This is a genomic window from Aminobacter sp. NyZ550 (assembly GCF_025628925.2).
Taxonomy (GTDB): domain Bacteria; phylum Pseudomonadota; class Alphaproteobacteria; order Rhizobiales; family Rhizobiaceae; genus Aminobacter; species Aminobacter ciceronei.
The window spans coordinates 2,643,042-2,659,470 of sequence record NZ_CP114190.1 but is presented as its reverse complement, the minus strand read 5'-3'; the positions used below and the strand labels follow the sequence as shown (position 1 = coordinate 2,659,470).

The following is a 16,429-nucleotide window of genomic DNA, read 5'->3' as shown; positions in this document are numbered from 1 at the left end:
GGTTGCCAATGCCTCCCATGGGACTACATTAACTTCGCTCGAAGGCTGATGGGGGATGCAATGCTCCGGTTAGGTCAGAAGTACCAGCACCTCGTTCACGGAACCGGCTGCAGCTGCTTCAGCCCCGAGATTCAGCAGGCATCGCGACGCCTCGAGGCCCTTACGCGACGCGGCTTCATGGCGGGCATGGGAGCAAGCTTTGCCGCTCTTGCCTCGCCTTCCCTGGCCCAGGCACCCGGCCCGTCACAAAAAACCCTGTTCAGGCAGGTCAGGCTGTTCGACGGCACCTCCGACACACTCAAGACTGGCGTTCAGGTCCTGGTCGAAGGCAACCGTGTCACAGCGGTAGACACGAAAAACAGCGCAGCACCCTCCGACGCAACTGTCATCGACTGCGGCGATCGTGTGCTCATGCCGGGCCTGATCGACGCCCACTGGCATACGGTGTTTGCGGCGGTGCCGTTGAACGTACTGCTGGCGGGCGATCCGGGCATCATCTTCGCTGCCACCACCGCCGAGGCAGAGCGTACCTTGCTGCGCGGCTTCACCACGATCCGGGATTTGGGTGGTCCGGTTTTCTCGTTCAAACAGGCTGTCGACAGCGGCATCGTTCCGGGCCCACGCATCTTTCCCTGCGGAGCGATGATCACGACGACAGGAGGCCACGGCGATTTGCGCATGCCGACAGAGATCCCGCGAGATGGCAACCAGCTCAGCGTCGGCGAACTGATGGGAGCCAACGCGGTCGTCGATGGCATTCCCGACTTGAAGATGCGCATCCGCGAGCAGCTGATCCAGGGGGCATCGCAGATCAAGCTTGTCGGCGGTGGCGGGGTTTCGTCGCCGCGCAGCCCGCTCGACATGTCGACCTTTGCCGAAGACGAGATACGCGCTGCCGTCTCTGTGGCAAAAGACTGGAATACATACATCACCGTCCACGCCTATGCCCCCAACACCGTTCAGCGGGCGATCAACGCCGGAGCGGCCTGCGTCGAGCATGCGCACCTGATGGATGAGGCGACGGCAAAGCTCTTTGCCGAAAAAGACGTATGGCTTAGCATGCAGCCATTCCTCACCGTCGAGGATGCTGAGCCTCAGACCGGTCCAAGCGCGGAACGCATACAGCAGCTGTTCGCCGGCACTCCCAAGGTCTACGAGTTTGTTCGCAAGCACGGCATCAGGACCGCGTGGGGTTCCGACGTGCTGTTTTCGCCGGCAATGACCGCGCGCCAAAGCGTCATGTTCACCCATCTCAGCAATTTCTACTCCAATGCCGAGGCACTCCGCATGGCAACTTCGGGGAATGCGCAGCTGCTGGCGCTGTCCAATCTGCGCAATCCCTATCCCGGCAAGCTCGGCGTGATCGAACCAGGCGCCCTCGCCGACATGCTCCTTCTGGACGGAAATCCGCTCGAAAATATCGACCTGATCAGCGAGCCAGGAAAGAACATGGTCGTGATCATGAAGGACGGCACGATCCACAAGAACACACTTGGCTGAATGTCCCACCAACGTGCCAATTGCAGCCCAATCAGGCCCGTGCGACAGATGGTAAGCATTGCGCTTGAACAAAGGTTAGCTGGGAGGCAGCAGGCAGGTGTGGCCCGTATTCAGAAAGCTGTTCTCCCGGTCAAAATCTCTGAACGCTCTCCTTGGCGACGTCATTTTTGCAACGCCGCGAGAACGTGGCACCAACCTGAGCTCGTTCTTTGAGTGGCGCGTGAAGAAATCTATAGATGGCGCCAAATTCTACATATCGCTCGCCATGATACCTGACGGCTATGCCGGCGCGCAGGGCTCCCCTACCAATTACATCAACTTCGACCTGGAAACTGCTGAAAGGGTGCGCGAGCACCTGACCGAGTGCATCGACGTTGCACGCCGCAGCCAGAATTCGCCTGCCGCAGCGAGCGCCGACAACAGCTGATTTTTGGTATTGGCAATTTGGCTATACGCGTACGGCTGGAGCAGCCGAGCGCGAGCGCGACACATCGCTCGGACGCAAAGCAAAAATTAACCACATTTGTCCATCCTTTCTCCATCGTTCTGTCGAGTTGGGGACATTCCGGAAATCACGCACTGCGGTCGCTTCGCCGGCCGCACGATGTTGCGGGACAACTGGTCTGCTACGCGTTTTGAGTAAAATCGTTCGTCCACAATCCTTGCGCCGTCTGGTGCGCCCGTTTGTCATCGCTTGTGTCGGCACGGCTTTCGCCGGCATGGCAGCGTGGTCGATGGCCGGCATGGCCGCATTAAGCAATGTCAGCGCCTTCGATCCGGCCCACCTGGCGCCCAAGCCGCACGCGCAGCCGGTGATCGTCAAGCAGGCGCGGCTCACGGCCTATGTCAGTACCGACAAGGCATCGCGGCTCGCCGCCTCGACCAAGCCCTTGATATCCGCCAACGGCGCCAAGCCCGCCGCCATGGCCAGCCTAGCCGGCAGTCTGGGCAAATCAGCCCGCCATGCAACCGTAGCGGCTGCCGCGCCCGCAAACAGCAATGCCGCCCGCTTCGACACCATAGCCAGCATGGCTGATCTGAGCTCCAAGAAGCTCGCCAGCCTGTTCGCGGCCAGTTCCGTCGAACTGAGACAGCTTGCCGACGCCGCAGAGAGCGCCGATCAGCCGGTATCCTTGCCAGCTTCGGTCGCAGAGCGCCCGACCATCCTCGCTTATGCTGATCCGTCGCCTGGCGGCGCTGCCGACACTGCACTGTCGACCCTTCTGACCGGGTCTTCCGAAGAGGAACTCGCCGCGGCACAAGCTGAAGCAGAAGCGGCCGCCCTGCCCGACTATGCCGAAACCCCGTCGGCCGGCCCCCGTCCGGAACTCCGCCCCGAAGTCGCTGCCGCCGAGCCTGCAGATGTCGGCAAGGCGAACGTCCCCGATCCCGAGGTCAGTGCACCGAAGGTGGTCGAAAAGCCAGAAACCCGAAAGCCGCAAAAACTCGCCTATGCGCGCCCGGAAATTCCCGAGGACAAGCCGGGCAGCACGCTCGGCCAGTCGCTGCGCAGCCTGTTCGGCGGTAAGACCCGCGCCGGCAACGGCGTAGCGGTCTATGACATCAGCGCCGCCAAGGTCTACATGCCCGACGGCAGCGTGCTCGAGGCACATTCGGGCATCGGCAACATGGCCGACAACCCGCGCTACGTCCACGTCAAGATGAACGGCCCGACCCCGCCCCACACCTACAATCTCAAGATGCGCGAGAGCCGCTTCCACGGCGTCGAGGCGATCCGCATGCTGCCGGTCGACGGCAAGAACAAATATGGCCGCGACGGCTTCCTGACGCATAGCTATTTGCTGCGCGGTGGGCGCGAGGAGTCGCATGGCTGCGTCGCCTTCGCCGACTACAAGCGCTTCCTCACCGCCTTCAAGCAGGGCAAGGTCAAGCAGATGATCGTGGTGCCGAGCGGCGGCCGCGAGAGCTTCCGCCTGGCCTCGAACGGCAAGGCGATCTGAGGCAAGACCGCCCTCAAGCCGTCAGCGATGGACATCCGCAGGCGGCTATTTCATAGCTGACCCATGAAAACCGAAACAAATCTGCTTCGGATGTCAATCGCCGTGACGTTCGTCGTCGCGCTGTTCGGCATCGTCTTCGGCGTCCTCAGCGGCTCCTTCTCCATCGCCTTCGACGGCGCCTATTCGCTCGCCGATGCGACGATGACCATCCTGGCGCTGATCGTCGCCCGCCTCATCACCAGCAATGCCACCCACAACCGACGCCTGCACAAGCGCTTCTCGTTTGGCTTCTGGCATCTCGAGCCCATCGTGCTCGGCCTGAACGGCATCGTGCTGATCAGCGTCTCCTGCTACGCGCTGATCAATGCTGTCGCCAACCTTTTGGCCGGCGGACATCATCTCGAATTCGATTTCGCCATCATCTATGCGGCCGTCACCCTTGCCGCATGCCTGACGATGGCGACCATCGGCAGCCGCGCCAACCGGACGATCCAGTCCGACTTCGTGGCGCTCGACGTCACCGCCTGGATGATGTCGGGCGGCATCACCGCGGCACTGTTGATCGCCTTCATCGGCGGCTGGCTAGTCGAAGGCTCAAAGCTTGCCTGGACAGCGCCTTATGTCGATCCGGCTGTGCTCGCGCTTGTCTGCCTGGTCATCATCCCGATGCCCATCGGCACAATTCGCCAGGCCTTCTCCGACATTCTGCTGATCACGCCCGAGGCGCTCAAGGCACATGTCGACGAGGTCGCACGGGCAACGGTGAAGAAGCACGGCTTCGTCTCATACCGCGCCTATGTCGCCAAGGTCGGCCGCCTGATGCAGGTCGAGCTCTATTTCATCGTCCCGCCCGGCCTGCCCGCTAGGACCATCGAGGAATGGGACGCCCTGCGCAACGAGATTGGCGACGAACTCGGCGACGAAGGCCCCGACCGCTGGCTGACGATCGCCTTCACCGCCGACAGGGAATGGGCCGAGTAAGCCTCCGCCCTTCTGTTACACCTTGATGCGCCAGCCAGTCCTGAAGATCCACCAGACGGCGGCAAGGCAGGCCGCCAGGAACATCAGCGTCATGCCGAGGCTGATGCCGACATTGACGTCGGAGACGCCGAAGAAGCTCCAGCGGAAGCCGCTCACCAGATAGACCACCGGATTGAACAGCGACACCGTGCGCCAGAACGGCGGCAGCATGTCGATAGAGTAGAAGCTGCCGCCCAGGAAGGTCAGCGGGGTAACGATCAGCAGCGGCACCAGCTGCAATTGCTCGAAGCTGCGCGCCCAGATGCCGATGATGAAGCCGAACAGGCTGAAGGTTACCGCCGTCAGCACCAAAAACAGCAGCATCCAGACCGGATGCTGGACCTGCAGCGGAACGAACAGGGCCGCGGTGGCAAGGATGATCACGCCTAAAATGATCGACTTGGACGCCGCCGCCCCGACATAGGCGATGACGATCTCCAGATAGGACACCGGCGCCGACAAAAGCTCGTAGATAGTGCCGACGAATTTCGGGAAGTAGATGCCGAACGATGCGTTGGAAATGCTCTGGGTCAACAGCGACAGCATGACCAGGCCGGGCACGATGAAGGCGCCATAGCTGATGCCGTTGATCTCGCTGATGCGCGAGCCGATGGCCGCACCAAAAACGACGAAATAGAGCGAGGTCGAGATGACCGGCGAGACGATGCTCTGCAGCAGCGTGCGCCACGTACGCGCCATTTCGAACAGATAGATTGCGCGGATCGCGTAAAAATTCATCGCCGTTCACTCACCAGATTGACGAAGATCTCTTCCAGCGAGCTCTGCTTGGTCTGCAGGTCGCGGAAGCGGATTCCGGCGTCGTTGAGGTCCTTGAGCAGGGCCGTAATGCCCGTCCGCTCGCCTTGGGTGTCGTAGGTGTAGATGAGCTCGTTGCCGTCCTCGGACAGTTCGAGCCCGTGGCTCGAAAGCGCCGGCGGTACCTGCTCCAGCGGCTGCTGCAGCTGCAGCGTCAGTTGCTTGCGGCCAAGCTTGCGCATCAGCTCGGCCTTTTCCTCGACCAGGATGATCTCGCCATGGCTGATCACGCCGACGCGGTCGGCCATCTGCTCGGCTTCTTCGATATAGTGCGTGGTCAGGATGATCGTAACGCCGGTTTCGCGCAGCAGGCGCACCACCTCCCACATGTCCCGCCGGAGCTCGACATCGACACCTGCCGTGGGTTCGTCGAGGAACAGAATCTGCGGTTCATGCGACAGCGCCTTGGCAATCATCACGCGGCGCTTCATGCCGCCCGACAAGGTGATGATCTTGTTGTCCTTCTTGTCCCACAGGGAGAGGTCCTTGAGGATCTTTTCGATGTGGGCCGGATTGGCCGGCTTGCCGAACAGGCCGCGGCTGAAGCTCACCGTCGCCCACACCGTCTCGAAGGCGTCGGTCGTCAGCTCCTGCGGCACCAGGCCGATCAGCGTGCGCGCCGCACGATAGTCACGAACGATGTCGTGGCCATCGGCCAGTACGGTGCCCGAAGTCGGATTGACGATGCCGCAGATGACGCTGATCAGCGTCGTCTTGCCGGCACCATTGGGCCCGAGCAGCGCAAAAATCTCGCCGCGGCGAATGTCCAGATTGATGTTCTTCAGCGCCGAAAAGCCCGACGCATAGGTCTTGGAAAGATTGGAAACGGAAATAATCGGCTGCATGACGATCATCACTTCAGCTGGGAATGGTACGGAAAATCGCGAAAAATGCCGGCGGGGGCGGCCGGTTCTGAGGTTAGCGCAATATATGGGCTGGCTTCCGCCGAACAAGGGACGTCGTGACAACTCCTGACATTGTCCCTGTGCACCACGGTTCGCCGGCCTTGACGGGCGCACCTGACATCCCCGACAGTCCGCACCGGGGGAGACAGCAATGCCGTTCGACACCACCACCACGCTTGCCTCCCCGACCGGGGCAAAACTCAATCTTTATGTCAGGCACGCCGACACACCTGCCCGTGCCGTCGTCCAGATCAACCACGGCCTCGCCGAGCATGGCGCGCGCTACGCCCGTTTCGCCGATTTCCTTGCCGCGCGCTGCTGCCATGTCTATGCGCACGACCATCGCGGCCATGGCGCGACAACTGCCCCCGATGCGCCCAAGGGCCGTTTCGCCGGCAAGAACGGCTTTGACATCGTGGTCGCCGACATCGCGGCGATCCACGACCATATCGCCGGAAAGCATCCCGGTCTGCCGGTGGTCGTCTTCGGTCATTCGATGGGCGGGCTGATCGCGCTCAATTTCGTCCTGCGCCACTCCGAACGCGTTGCTGCTGCCGCGATATGGAACGCCAATTTCTCCGCCGGCATACTTGGCCGCCTGGCGCAGGCGATCCTCGCCTTCGAGCGCTTCCGGCTGGGCTCGGACGTGCCCTCCCGCATGCTGCCCAAACTGACCTTCGGCGACTGGGCCAGGAAGATTCCCAACCGACGCACCGAATTCGACTGGCTGTCGCGCGATGTCTCAGAGGTCGACGCCTATGTCGCCGATCCGCTCTGCGGTTGGGATGCGTCGGTGTCGATGTGGATCGACGTCTTCGACCTCGTCTTCGCCGGTGCCGACGACGGCAACTTCGCCGGCGTGCGCAGGGATTTGCCGTTCAATCTGGTCGGCGGTCAACGCGATCCCGCAACCGATGGCGGCAAGGCTGTCGAGGCGCTCGCCGGGCGGCTGCGCCGGATGGGCTTTTCGAATCTCGTTTCAAAGGTTTATCCCGAGACCCGCCACGAAAGCCTGAACGAGATCAACCGCGAACCCATCATGGCCGATTTCGCCGGTTGGCTCGACCGGACGCTTCCCCGGTGAATGGCAGGGCTGGCCCAGTCCAACGCTGTGGCGGCCAATCGGGACTCCTGTTAGAGCCAATTGTGTACAATCTGTTGAAATGACATCTGGTGCCTCATGAGCAATCCGCCTCTTCACGGAATCCGCGTCATCGAACTTGCCCGCATCCTTGCCGGTCCCTGGGCCGGGCAATTGCTGGCGGACCTCGGGGCTGATGTCATCAAGGTCGAAAATCCTGACGGCGGCGACGACACCCGCAAATGGGGCCCGCCTTTCGTCACCTCGCATGACGGCGAAAACCTTTCGGCGGCCTATTATCATTCCTGCAACCGCGGCAAGCGCTCGATCGCGCTCGACTTCTCGACGCCGGAAGGGGCCGAGATCGTGCGCAAGCTGGTCGCAGGCGCCGACGTGCTGATTGAGAACTTCAAGCTCGGCGGCCTGAAGAAATACGGCCTCGACTATGACAGCCTGAAGAAGATCAATCCGAAGCTGGTCTATTGCTCGATCACAGGCTTCGGCCAGGACGGACCCTACGCCCCCCGCGCCGGCTACGACTTCATCGTCCAGGGCATGTCCGGACTGATGTCGATCACCGGCCCCGCCGGTGGCGAGCCGCAGAAGGTCGGCGTCGCCGTCACCGACATATTCACCGGGCTCTACTCCGTCATCGCCATCCAGGCGGCACTGCGTCACGCCGAGGCCACCGGCCAGGGCCAGCATGTCGACATGGCGCTGTTCGACGCCCAGATGTCGGTGCTCGCCAACCAGAACCTGAACTACCTCGTCTCGGGCAACTCGCCGGTGCAGATGGGCAATGCCCACCCCAACATCTCGCCCTACGAGGTGTTGCCGGTGCGCGACGGGCACTTCATCCTTGCTGTCGGCAATGACGGCCAGTTCCAGAAATTCTGCGCCATCGTCGGGCTCGAAGCCATCGCCACCGACCCGCTCTTCGCCACCAACTCGGCCCGCGTAGCCAACCGCGTCGCGTTGCGCGAAAAGATCGTCGCAGCCCTGGCCGGCTTCGGCCGCGAAGAGTTGCTGGCAAAGCTCGAGGCTGCGGGGGTGCCGGCAAGCCCGATCAACACCATCGGCCAGGCTTTCGCCGATCCGCAGGCGATCGCGCGCGGCATGCGCTTGGACCTCGACGACGGCCTCGGCAACAGGCTGCCGTCGGTGCGCGCGCCGATGGTGATGTCGGAGACGCCGCTTGCCTATGACCGCCCGTCGCCGCGCCTCGGGCAACACACCGCTGAGATCCTTGCCGAACTGGAGAAGACTGCGAAATGAAGACCGGCGGAAAACTGATCGTCGAGGCGCTCGAGGCCAATGGCGTCGACCGCATCTATTGCGTGCCGGGCGAATCCTATCTGGCCGTGCTCGATGCCCTGCATGATTCCAGGGTCCAGAGCATCGTCTGCCGCCAGGAAGGCGGTGCCGCGATGATGGCCGACTGCCACGGCCGCCTCACCGGCAAGCCAGGAATCTGCTTCGTCACCCGCGGTCCCGGCGCCACCAATGCGTCGGCCGGTGTTCATATCGCCATGCAGGATTCGATCCCAATGATCCTGTTCATCGGCCAGGTGGCGAGCCACGCCAAGGAGCGCGAGGCCTTCCAGGAGGTCAATTACCGCCGCTTCTTCGGCGACATCGCCAAATGGGTTGTCGAGATCGACGACGCCGCGCGCATTCCCGAGCTGCTCACCCGCGCCTTTTCGGTGGCGACGTCGGGCCGTCCCGGCCCGGTCGTCATCTCGTTGCCCGAGGACATGCTGACCAGCGAAGTCGAGGCACCTGTCGCCCTTCCCGCCGTACAAGTGGAAACCCATCCTGGCGAGGCCGAGCTGGACCGGGTCGAGGCGCTGCTCAACGCAGCCAAGCGCCCGTTTGTCATCCTCGGCGGCACGCGCTGGGACCAGCGCCTGGCTTTCGATGACATTCAGGCGATATCAGAGAAATGGTCGCTGCCGGTCGGCGTCTCGTTCCGGCGCCAGATGCTGTTCGACCACCTGCACGCCAACTATGCCGGCGATGTCGGCATCGGCATCAATCCAAAACTCGCCACGCGCATCAAGGAAGCCGACCTCGTGCTGCTGATCGGCGGCCGCTTCGGCGAAATGCCGTCGTCCGACTACACGTTGCTCAAGAGCCCCTATCCGGACCAGCAGCTCGTCCACGTCCATGCCGATCCGGACGAGCTCGGCCGCGTCTACCGGCCAACGATCGCCATCAACGCCTCGCCGGCCGCTTTCGTGCGAGCTTTCGCCAGGCGCAAGGGTCCGGCAGTACCAGGCTGGGCCGAGGAGACGAAAAAGGCGCATGCCGACTATCTCGCTTGGTCGACCCCGCCGCTCACCGGCCCCGGCCCCGTGCAGATGGGCCCGATCATGAACTGGCTGGAAAAGGTGCTGCCCGAGGACGCCATCCTCACCAATGGCGCCGGCAACTACGCCACCTGGGTGCACCGTTTCCACCGCTTCCGCCGCTACGGCACGCAGGCAGCGCCGACCTCCGGCTCGATGGGCTATGGCACACCGGCAGCGGTTGCCGCCAAAGGTCTGTTCCCGGAGCGCGAGGTCATCGCCTTTGCCGGCGACGGCTGCTTCATGATGAACGGCCAGGAATTCGCCACCGCCGTGCAATACGGCCTGCCGATCATCGTGATCGTCGTCAACAACGGCATCTACGGCACCATCCGCATGCACCAGGAGCGCGAATATCCCGGCCGTGTCGAGGCAACCGACCTCAAGAACCCTGACTTCGCAGCCCTTGCCCGCGCCTATGGCGGCCATGGCGAGACGGTGCGTGAGACCGACGAGTTCGCCGCAGCCTTCGAACGCGCACGCGCCAGCGGCAAGCCGTCGATCCTCGAGATCAAGCTCGATCCCGAAGCGATCACGCCGACGCGCACGCTGAGTGACATCAGGGACAAGCGCTGAGCATTGCATTGGGGCAAGGGAGACCTTGCCCCAATGGACATCTCGAAAAAGTGAGACCTGCCCCAGCAGTCAACTGGGAACTTGGCTCAGGGAAAGGCGCAACCATCGTGGCAAAGACGCGGCTTTATGCTATTGAGGCCGCGAATTTCGCCATCCTGTTGTAACCTTCCCCAGGCAAACTGATGATTTCAATCGTCATTCCGTGCAAGAACGAGGCTGAGAACCTGCCGATCCTGATCGGCGAGGTTCACGCCGCGATGGCCGGCCGCGACTACGAGATCATCGTCGTCGACGACGGCTCCACCGACCGCACGCCAGACGTTCTCGCCGAGCTAGCGCGCAGCGCCGGCCGCCTGCGCCATGTCAGGCACGACCGTTCCGCCGGCCAGAGTGCGGCCGTCCGTTCCGGGGTTTTTGCCGCGAAAGGCGACGTCGTCGTCACCATGGATGGCGACGGCCAGAACGACCCGGCCTACCTGCCCAAGCTCGCCGACGCGCTTGTTGCCGCCGGCCCCACCGTCGGCATCGCCGCAGGGCAGCGTCTCAAACGCACCGACACCAAGCTCAAGCAGCTGTCTTCGCGCTTTGCCAACGGCCTGCGCGAGCGGATTCTGCACGACGGCACCCGCGACTCGGGCTGCGGCCTCAAAGCCCTGCACACTGACCTGTTCCGCCAGTTGCCGTTCTTCGACGGCTGGCATCGCTATTTGCCGGCACTTGCGCTGCGCGAAGGCCGTGGCGTGGTCCATGTCGACGTCGTCGACCGCTCGCGAATCCACGGCAAGTCCAACTACGGCATCCTCGATCGCGGCCTGCGCGGCGTTCTCGACCTCTTCGGCGTGTGGTGGCTGCGCCGCCGCCGCAAGGTCGTGCCATCAGTCACGGAGCTTGGCCAATGAACCTGATCTCGGAACTCGGCACCTGGCTGCACGACGTTTTCATCGCCCAGTTCGACGGCTGGATCCTGCTCGGCTTCGTTGCCCAGGGCTTCTTCACCATGCGCTTTGTGGTGCAGTGGCTCGCTTCCGAACGCGCCAAGCGCTCGGTCGTACCGATCGCCTTCTGGTTCTTCTCGCTCGGCGGCGGCGCGCTGCTTCTGATCTACGCCATCAAGCGCCAGGACCCGGTCTTCATTGCCGGCCAGGGGCTTGGCCTGTTCATCTACATCCGCAATCTCTGGCTGATCGCCAATGAGCGGCGCCTGGCTATGTCCAAGACGGACTGACCACGGGCATGTCGACCATCGGACTCAAAACCTCCGCAACGTCCCGCAAAACGTTGACGCCGCTGACTTATCTCCTCTTGGGCCTGCTCGCGTTGTTCGCCTTTGCGCCGGGCACCTCGACGTTGCCGCCGACCGACCGCGACGAGTCGCGCTTCGTCCAGGCGACCAAGCAGATGGTCGAGAGCGGCGACTATGTCGACATCCGCTTCCAGGACGTGCCGCGCTACAAGAAGCCCGCCGGCATCTATTGGCTGCAATCCACAGCGGTGCTTCTGAGCGGCCAGGGCAGCGACGCCCCGATCTGGGTCTACCGCCTGATCTCGGTGCTCGCCGGTACCTTCTCGGTGCTGGCGCTGGCCTTCATCGCCGACCGCATGTTCGGACGCAGCGCCGGGGTCATTGCCGGCCTCGGCATGATGGGCATCCTGATGTTGGGCGTCGAGGCGCGCATCGCCAAGACCGATGCCACCCTTCTCGCCACCGCCCTGCTCGCCCAGGGCGCGCTAGCCACCATCTATCTCGGCCACAAGGCCGGCAGGCCGCAGGGCAACGCCAACTGGCTGTTCTGGGCCGCACAGGGCCTGGCGCTGCTGATCAAGGGACCGGTGATCCCCTTCCTCAGCCTGCTCACCATCTCCGCCCTCGTCGTCTTCGACAAGGACCGCGCATGGTTGCGCAAGCTTCGACCATTCACCGGCCTGCTGTTGACCCTTCTGGTTGCGGCCCCTTGGCTGATCCTGATTACGCTCAAGACCGGCGCCGAATTCTGGCAGGAGTCAGTCGGCAAAGACCTGCTGAGCAAGGTCGGCTCCGGCCAGGAATCCCACGGTTTCCCGCCCGGCTATTATTTCCTGACCTATTCGCTGTTCATGTGGCCCTTCGCGCTGGTGGCACTCGAAGGCGGGCTCAAGGCGCTCAACAACTTCCGGCAGGACCCGCGCCTGCTGTTCTGCCTTGCCTGGTACCTGCCCTACTGGGTGGCGATCGAGCTGATTCCGACCAAGTTGCCGCATTACGCCCTGCCGGCCTACCCGGCGATGATCCTGCTGATGGCCTGGCTGCTGACCTCCAAATCGGCCGCCAGCATCGAGCTGTCGCGCTGGCAGCTCTGGCTGCGCCGCGCTTGCGCCTTCGGCATGTTCGGTATCAGCATCGGCCTTTCGGCAATCGCTTTCGGCATCACGCCCTACTTCCTCGGCTATGTCTCCTGGTGGGGGCTGCTGGCCGCCGTGCTCGTCCTGATCGCCGCCCGCTACGGCATCGGCGCGCCTGATGGCATGGACCCGGTCAAGCGCATCGCCTTCGCCGCGGCGGCGGCTGCTGCGGTCTTTGGCGTGCTGACGCTGAAGATCCTGCCGCCGCTCAAGCCGCTCTGGCTCAGCCCTGAGATCGCCGAGCGCTTCGAGAAGCTGAAGCCCTGCCCGACCTCCGTGCTGGCCTCGGCCGGCTATGGCGAGCCAAGCCTCGTTTTCCTCGCCGGCACGAACACCCAGCTGACCGACGGCAAGGGTGCGGCTGCGGCACTCATCGCCGATCCCGCCTGCGCCATCGCCGTCGTCGCAGAAGCCGAAAGCAAAGCCTTCCTCGCCGCCGTTCCCGGTGGTGCCGACGCGCTCCGGCAGCGCGGTATCATTGAAGGCATGAACTATTCCAAGGGCGAGCCGCGCACGCTGACCTTCTACACGCTGGCGAAGTAGCGTCCGGCTGCCCGACGGGCGCACCTTGGTCGTGCGCGGGTCCTTCGAGGCCCGCTTCAAAGGCACTCAGGACGCAGGAGTTGGCCCCGCTCTCCTGACGGCGCTACGCCCTTCCGGGAAGCGCCTCTGCCACAACGGCCCTCGTCCTGAGGTGTTCGCCTGAAAGGCGAGCCTAGAAGAGGAGGCACCTCGAGCGCCAACCTCAAACAAAAAAGGGGCGGTCGCCCGCCCCTTTCCGATTTCCGAAATCATCCAAAAGCTTACTTGATCGCCTTGTCGGTGATTGCCGAAGTCCAGGCGCCCGAAGGCTCCTTGGTGATGATTTTCTGTGCCAGCAGCGCGTCGGCGGTGCGCTTGTAGGCCGCCTCGATCAGCTTGCCGTCGGCATTGTCGATCAGCTTGGCCACCTCGCCCATCATGCGCTTCTGGTGGTTTTCGTCCTGGCCGCCATTGTCGACGACGATACCGGCAGCCTCGTCTGGATTGTCGACGGCATATTTCCAGCCCTTCATCGAGGCGCGCACGAAGCGAACCATCTTGTCTTCGAAGGCCGGATCCTTGAGCTTGTCTTCCATGGCATAGAGGCCATCCTCGAGCAGATCGTTGCCCATGGCGGTGTAGTTGAAGACAGTCAGCTCTTCCGGCTTGAAGCCGGCGTCGATCAGCTGCCAGTACTCGTTGTAGGTCATGACCGAGATGCAGTCGGCCTGCTTCTGAATCAACGGCTGCACGTCGAAGCTCTGCTTCAGCACCGTCACGCCATCGGCGCCGCCCTCGGTCTTGAGGCCAAGCTTGTTCATCCAGGCGAAGAACGGATATTCATTGCCGAAGAACCAGACGCCCAGCGTCTTGCCCTTGAAGTCGGCTTCGGTCTTGACCGGGCCGTCCTTCGGGCAGACCAGCTCCATGCCGGCCTTCTTGTAGGGCTGGGCGATGTTGACCAGGCCGACACCCTTCTCGCGGGCAGCGAGCGCGCCGCCCATCCAGTCGACGATGACGTCGGCGCCGCCGCCGGCGATCACCTGCTCAGGCGCAATGTCGGGACCGCCCGGCTTGATGTCGACGTCGAGGTTTTCCTCGCCATAGAAGCCCTTCTCCTTGGCGACATAGTAGCCGGCGAATTGCGACTGGGTCACCCATTTGAGCTGCAGCGTCACCTTGTCGGCGGCGAGTGCCGCTTGTGCGGCGGCCAGCGACATCGCTCCCGCCATCAACGATACCATCAGTCTTTTCATCTTCTTCTTTCCCTCTGAAGTTGGACCGCGGCCCCGCCCAAGGAGCTCAGGTCACGCCCGCCCACCACGGACAGACGGATGCCAGAAAGTGGTGGCCCTCTCGATCAGGGCGACCACGCCATAGAAGACGGAACCGGCCAGAGCCGCAACAGCGATCTCCGCCCAGACCATGTCGACATTCATGCGCCCGATCTCGGTCGAGATGCGGAAGCCCATGCCGACGATCGGCGTGCCGAAGAATTCGGCGACGATGGCGCCGATAAGCGCCAGCGTGGAGTTGATCTTCAACGCATTGAAGATGAAGGGGGCGGCGGCCGGCAGGCGCAGCTTGAACAGCGTCTGCCAGTAGTTGGACGCATAGGTGCGCATCAGGTCGCGCTCCATGTGGCCCGATGCGGCGAGGCCGGCAACGGTGTTCACCAGCATCGGGAAGAAGGTCATGATGATGACCACGGCGGCCTTCGACTGCCACTCGAAGCCGAACCAGATCACCATGATGGGCGCCACGCCGATGATCGGCAGCGCCGATACCATGTTGCCAATCGGCAGGAGCCCGCGGCGCAGGAACGGCACGCGGTCGGCCAGGATCGCGACGACGAAGCCCGAGGCGCAGCCGACGACGTAGCCGAACAGAACCGCCTTGAAGATCGTCTGGCGCACGTCGGCGGCAAGGGTCGGTAGCGATGCGCCGATGCGCGCGGCAATTGCGCTCGGCGGCGGCAACAGGATGAAGGGGATGCCCGCTCCGCGGGTCACCGCCTCCCATATGATCAGGATCCACGCCCCGAAGATCGCCGGGATCAGCAGCCTGAGCAACGTCCTTGCCTGTTTCGACACCGGGCGGACTGCCGACAGCACGGCGACGCAACGCCAGGCCAGCAGCCAGGCGGCGGCAAGCAGCAGGAAGTATGGCAGGCGCGCCATGCCTTCATTGCCAGCAACACCCGCGATCAGCAACCAGGCAGCGCCATGCGCGCCGACGAACAGCAGGGCAGCACTGGCGATGCCGGCAAACATGGCGAAGGAGGCAACGCCGCTCAATGCGATCAGCCCGATGACAAGTGACGTCGTGCCTCTCGACATCGGTGCCGTAGCCTCCGTGGCGAGCATCGGCATTGTCGCCATGGCTACGGCGCAAAGCAGCACCGCCAGCCCGACCTGCCAGGACGGCTTGGAGTTCATCATGCCGGCCTCCCACCCATCGAGCGTTCGACAATCTTGCCGACGATCCCCACCAGCACCACCAGCATTGCCGCCACCACCGATCCGGCGACGAGCGCTGCCCACATGTCGATGGTCTGGCTGTAGTAGGAGCCCGCGAGCAGTTTTGCGCCGATGCCCGCAACCGCTCCCGTTGGCAGTTCACCGACGATGGCGCCGACCAGGCTTGCCGCCACCGCCACTTTCATCGAGGCAAACAGGAACGGCACCGAAGCCGGGACGCGCAGCTTCCAGAAGGTCTGCGACGCACTCGCATTGTAGGTATGCATCAGGTCGAGGTGCATGAGATCGGGCGAACGCAGCCCCTTAACCATGCCCACGGCGACAGGGAAGAACGACAGATAGGTCGAAATCAGCGCCTTGGGGATCAGCCCGGTAATGCCGATTGCCGCCAGAACGACGATGATCATCGGCGCCACCGCAAGGATCGGGATCGTCTGCGAAGCGATGATCCACGGCATCAGGCTGCGGTCGAGCGCGATCACATGCACGATGCCGACGGCGATCAGGATGCCCAGTGCCGTCCCGAAGGTGAAGCCGAGCAGCGTCGATGACAGCGTCACCCACGAGTGGTAGACGAGACTGCGCGCACTGGTGACCTTCCTGAGGAAGGTGTTTTCAAAGAAGTTCTGCGCCACCTGGTGCGGTGCGGGCATCGTCGGCTTGGGCTGCGACAGCGTCTTGCCGATGAATTCCATTGTCGTCGGCGTCTCGCCCGCCCGTCGGTCGAGATCGCGCTGGAACGGTGCGTTCATGAAGACGGCGAAGGCATACCAGGCGACGACGATGACAGCGAGGATGGTGATGACGGGCACGACCCGGTCTCGAACACGATCCATTGTGG

Annotated in this window: 15 protein-coding genes; 10 read left to right on the top strand and 5 right to left on the bottom strand. The window is 63.2% G+C overall.

All coding sequences use genetic code 11. The features are described from left to right. The first annotated feature begins 60 nt into the window (after window positions 1-60). From N7E70_RS13015 to N7E70_RS13000, 4 genes are all read left to right on the top strand, one after another. The gene (locus tag N7E70_RS13015) at window positions 61-1,500 is read left to right on the top strand and encodes a metal-dependent hydrolase family protein (protein WP_067960304.1); all 1,440 of its coding nucleotides are present in this window, start codon (window positions 61-63) and stop codon (window positions 1,498-1,500) included. Between the two features lie 97 nt (window positions 1,501-1,597). Continuing rightward, on the top strand, window positions 1,598-1,927 hold the full coding sequence (locus N7E70_RS13010; protein WP_154386316.1) for a hypothetical protein: 330 nt from the start codon (window positions 1,598-1,600) through the stop codon (window positions 1,925-1,927). Between the two features lie 247 nt (window positions 1,928-2,174). Continuing rightward, window positions 2,175-3,461 (top strand): tlde1 domain-containing protein, encoded by a 1,287-nt coding sequence (locus N7E70_RS13005; RefSeq protein ID WP_263006607.1) that lies wholly within the window; start codon window positions 2,175-2,177, stop codon window positions 3,459-3,461. A 63-nt stretch (window positions 3,462-3,524) separates the two neighbouring features. Further along, entirely contained in the window at window positions 3,525-4,442 is a 918-nt protein-coding gene (locus N7E70_RS13000) for a cation diffusion facilitator family transporter (RefSeq protein WP_154386317.1), read from the top strand. Between the two features lie 15 nt (window positions 4,443-4,457). Here the strand turns inward: N7E70_RS13000 and N7E70_RS12995 are convergent, their stop codons facing one another. Further along, complete coding sequence (locus N7E70_RS12995) at window positions 4,458-5,219, bottom strand: ABC transporter permease (RefSeq protein ID WP_067960302.1); 762 nt, start codon at window positions 5,217-5,219, stop codon at window positions 4,458-4,460. Then, window positions 5,216-6,142, bottom strand: a complete 927-nt coding sequence (locus N7E70_RS12990) for an ABC transporter ATP-binding protein (protein ID WP_067966320.1) — start codon at window positions 6,140-6,142, stop codon at window positions 5,216-5,218. Before N7E70_RS12990 ends, N7E70_RS12995 begins: the two co-directional genes overlap by 4 nt. Before the next feature lie 211 nt (window positions 6,143-6,353). On the opposite strand from N7E70_RS12990, the gene N7E70_RS12985 reads away from it, so the two are divergent. The 6 genes from N7E70_RS12985 to N7E70_RS12960 all read left to right on the top strand — a co-directional run bounded on the left by N7E70_RS12985 (window position 6,354) and on the right by N7E70_RS12960 (window position 13,129). Continuing rightward, a complete protein-coding gene (locus N7E70_RS12985) occupies window positions 6,354-7,286 on the top strand; it encodes an alpha/beta fold hydrolase (RefSeq protein ID WP_154386319.1) in 933 nt (310 codons plus the stop codon). Window positions 7,287-7,382: 96 nt separating this feature from the next. Beyond that, window positions 7,383-8,558, top strand: coding sequence for a CaiB/BaiF CoA transferase family protein (locus N7E70_RS12980; RefSeq protein WP_067960299.1), 1,176 nt, complete (start codon window positions 7,383-7,385; stop codon window positions 8,556-8,558). Next, window positions 8,555-10,207 carry a thiamine pyrophosphate-binding protein gene (locus tag N7E70_RS12975; protein ID WP_154386320.1) on the top strand — a complete coding sequence of 551 codons (1,653 nt, stop codon included), beginning with the start codon at window positions 8,555-8,557 and terminating at the stop codon, window positions 10,205-10,207. Before N7E70_RS12980 ends, N7E70_RS12975 begins: the two co-directional genes overlap by 4 nt. Window positions 10,208-10,389: 182 nt before the next feature. Next, on the top strand, window positions 10,390-11,106 hold the full coding sequence (locus tag N7E70_RS12970) for a glycosyltransferase family 2 protein (protein WP_067960294.1): 717 nt from the start codon (window positions 10,390-10,392) through the stop codon (window positions 11,104-11,106). Continuing rightward, on the top strand, window positions 11,103-11,432 hold the full coding sequence (locus tag N7E70_RS12965) for a lipid-A-disaccharide synthase N-terminal domain-containing protein (protein WP_067960293.1): 330 nt from the start codon (window positions 11,103-11,105) through the stop codon (window positions 11,430-11,432). Before N7E70_RS12970 ends, N7E70_RS12965 begins: the two co-directional genes overlap by 4 nt. An 8-nt stretch (window positions 11,433-11,440) precedes the next feature. Continuing rightward, window positions 11,441-13,129, top strand: a complete 1,689-nt coding sequence (locus tag N7E70_RS12960; RefSeq protein ID WP_263006606.1) for an ArnT family glycosyltransferase — start codon at window positions 11,441-11,443, stop codon at window positions 13,127-13,129. A 260-nt stretch (window positions 13,130-13,389) separates the two neighbouring features. Here N7E70_RS12960 and N7E70_RS12955 read toward each other — a convergent pair whose 3' ends face one another. Genes N7E70_RS12955 through N7E70_RS12945 form a run of 3 tightly spaced genes read right to left on the bottom strand, consistent with a single transcriptional unit; the run spans window position 13,390 to window position 16,424 of the window. Then, a complete protein-coding gene (locus tag N7E70_RS12955; RefSeq protein WP_067960286.1) occupies window positions 13,390-14,364 on the bottom strand; it encodes an ABC transporter substrate-binding protein in 975 nt (324 codons plus the stop codon). Between the two features lie 51 nt (window positions 14,365-14,415). Next, entirely contained in the window at window positions 14,416-15,549 is a 1,134-nt protein-coding gene (locus N7E70_RS12950; protein WP_371818560.1) for an ABC transporter permease, read from the bottom strand. Beyond that, a complete protein-coding gene (locus N7E70_RS12945) occupies window positions 15,546-16,424 on the bottom strand; it encodes an ABC transporter permease (protein ID WP_154386322.1) in 879 nt (292 codons plus the stop codon). Before N7E70_RS12945 ends, N7E70_RS12950 begins: the two co-directional genes overlap by 4 nt. Window positions 16,425-16,429: the final 5 nt, after the last annotated feature.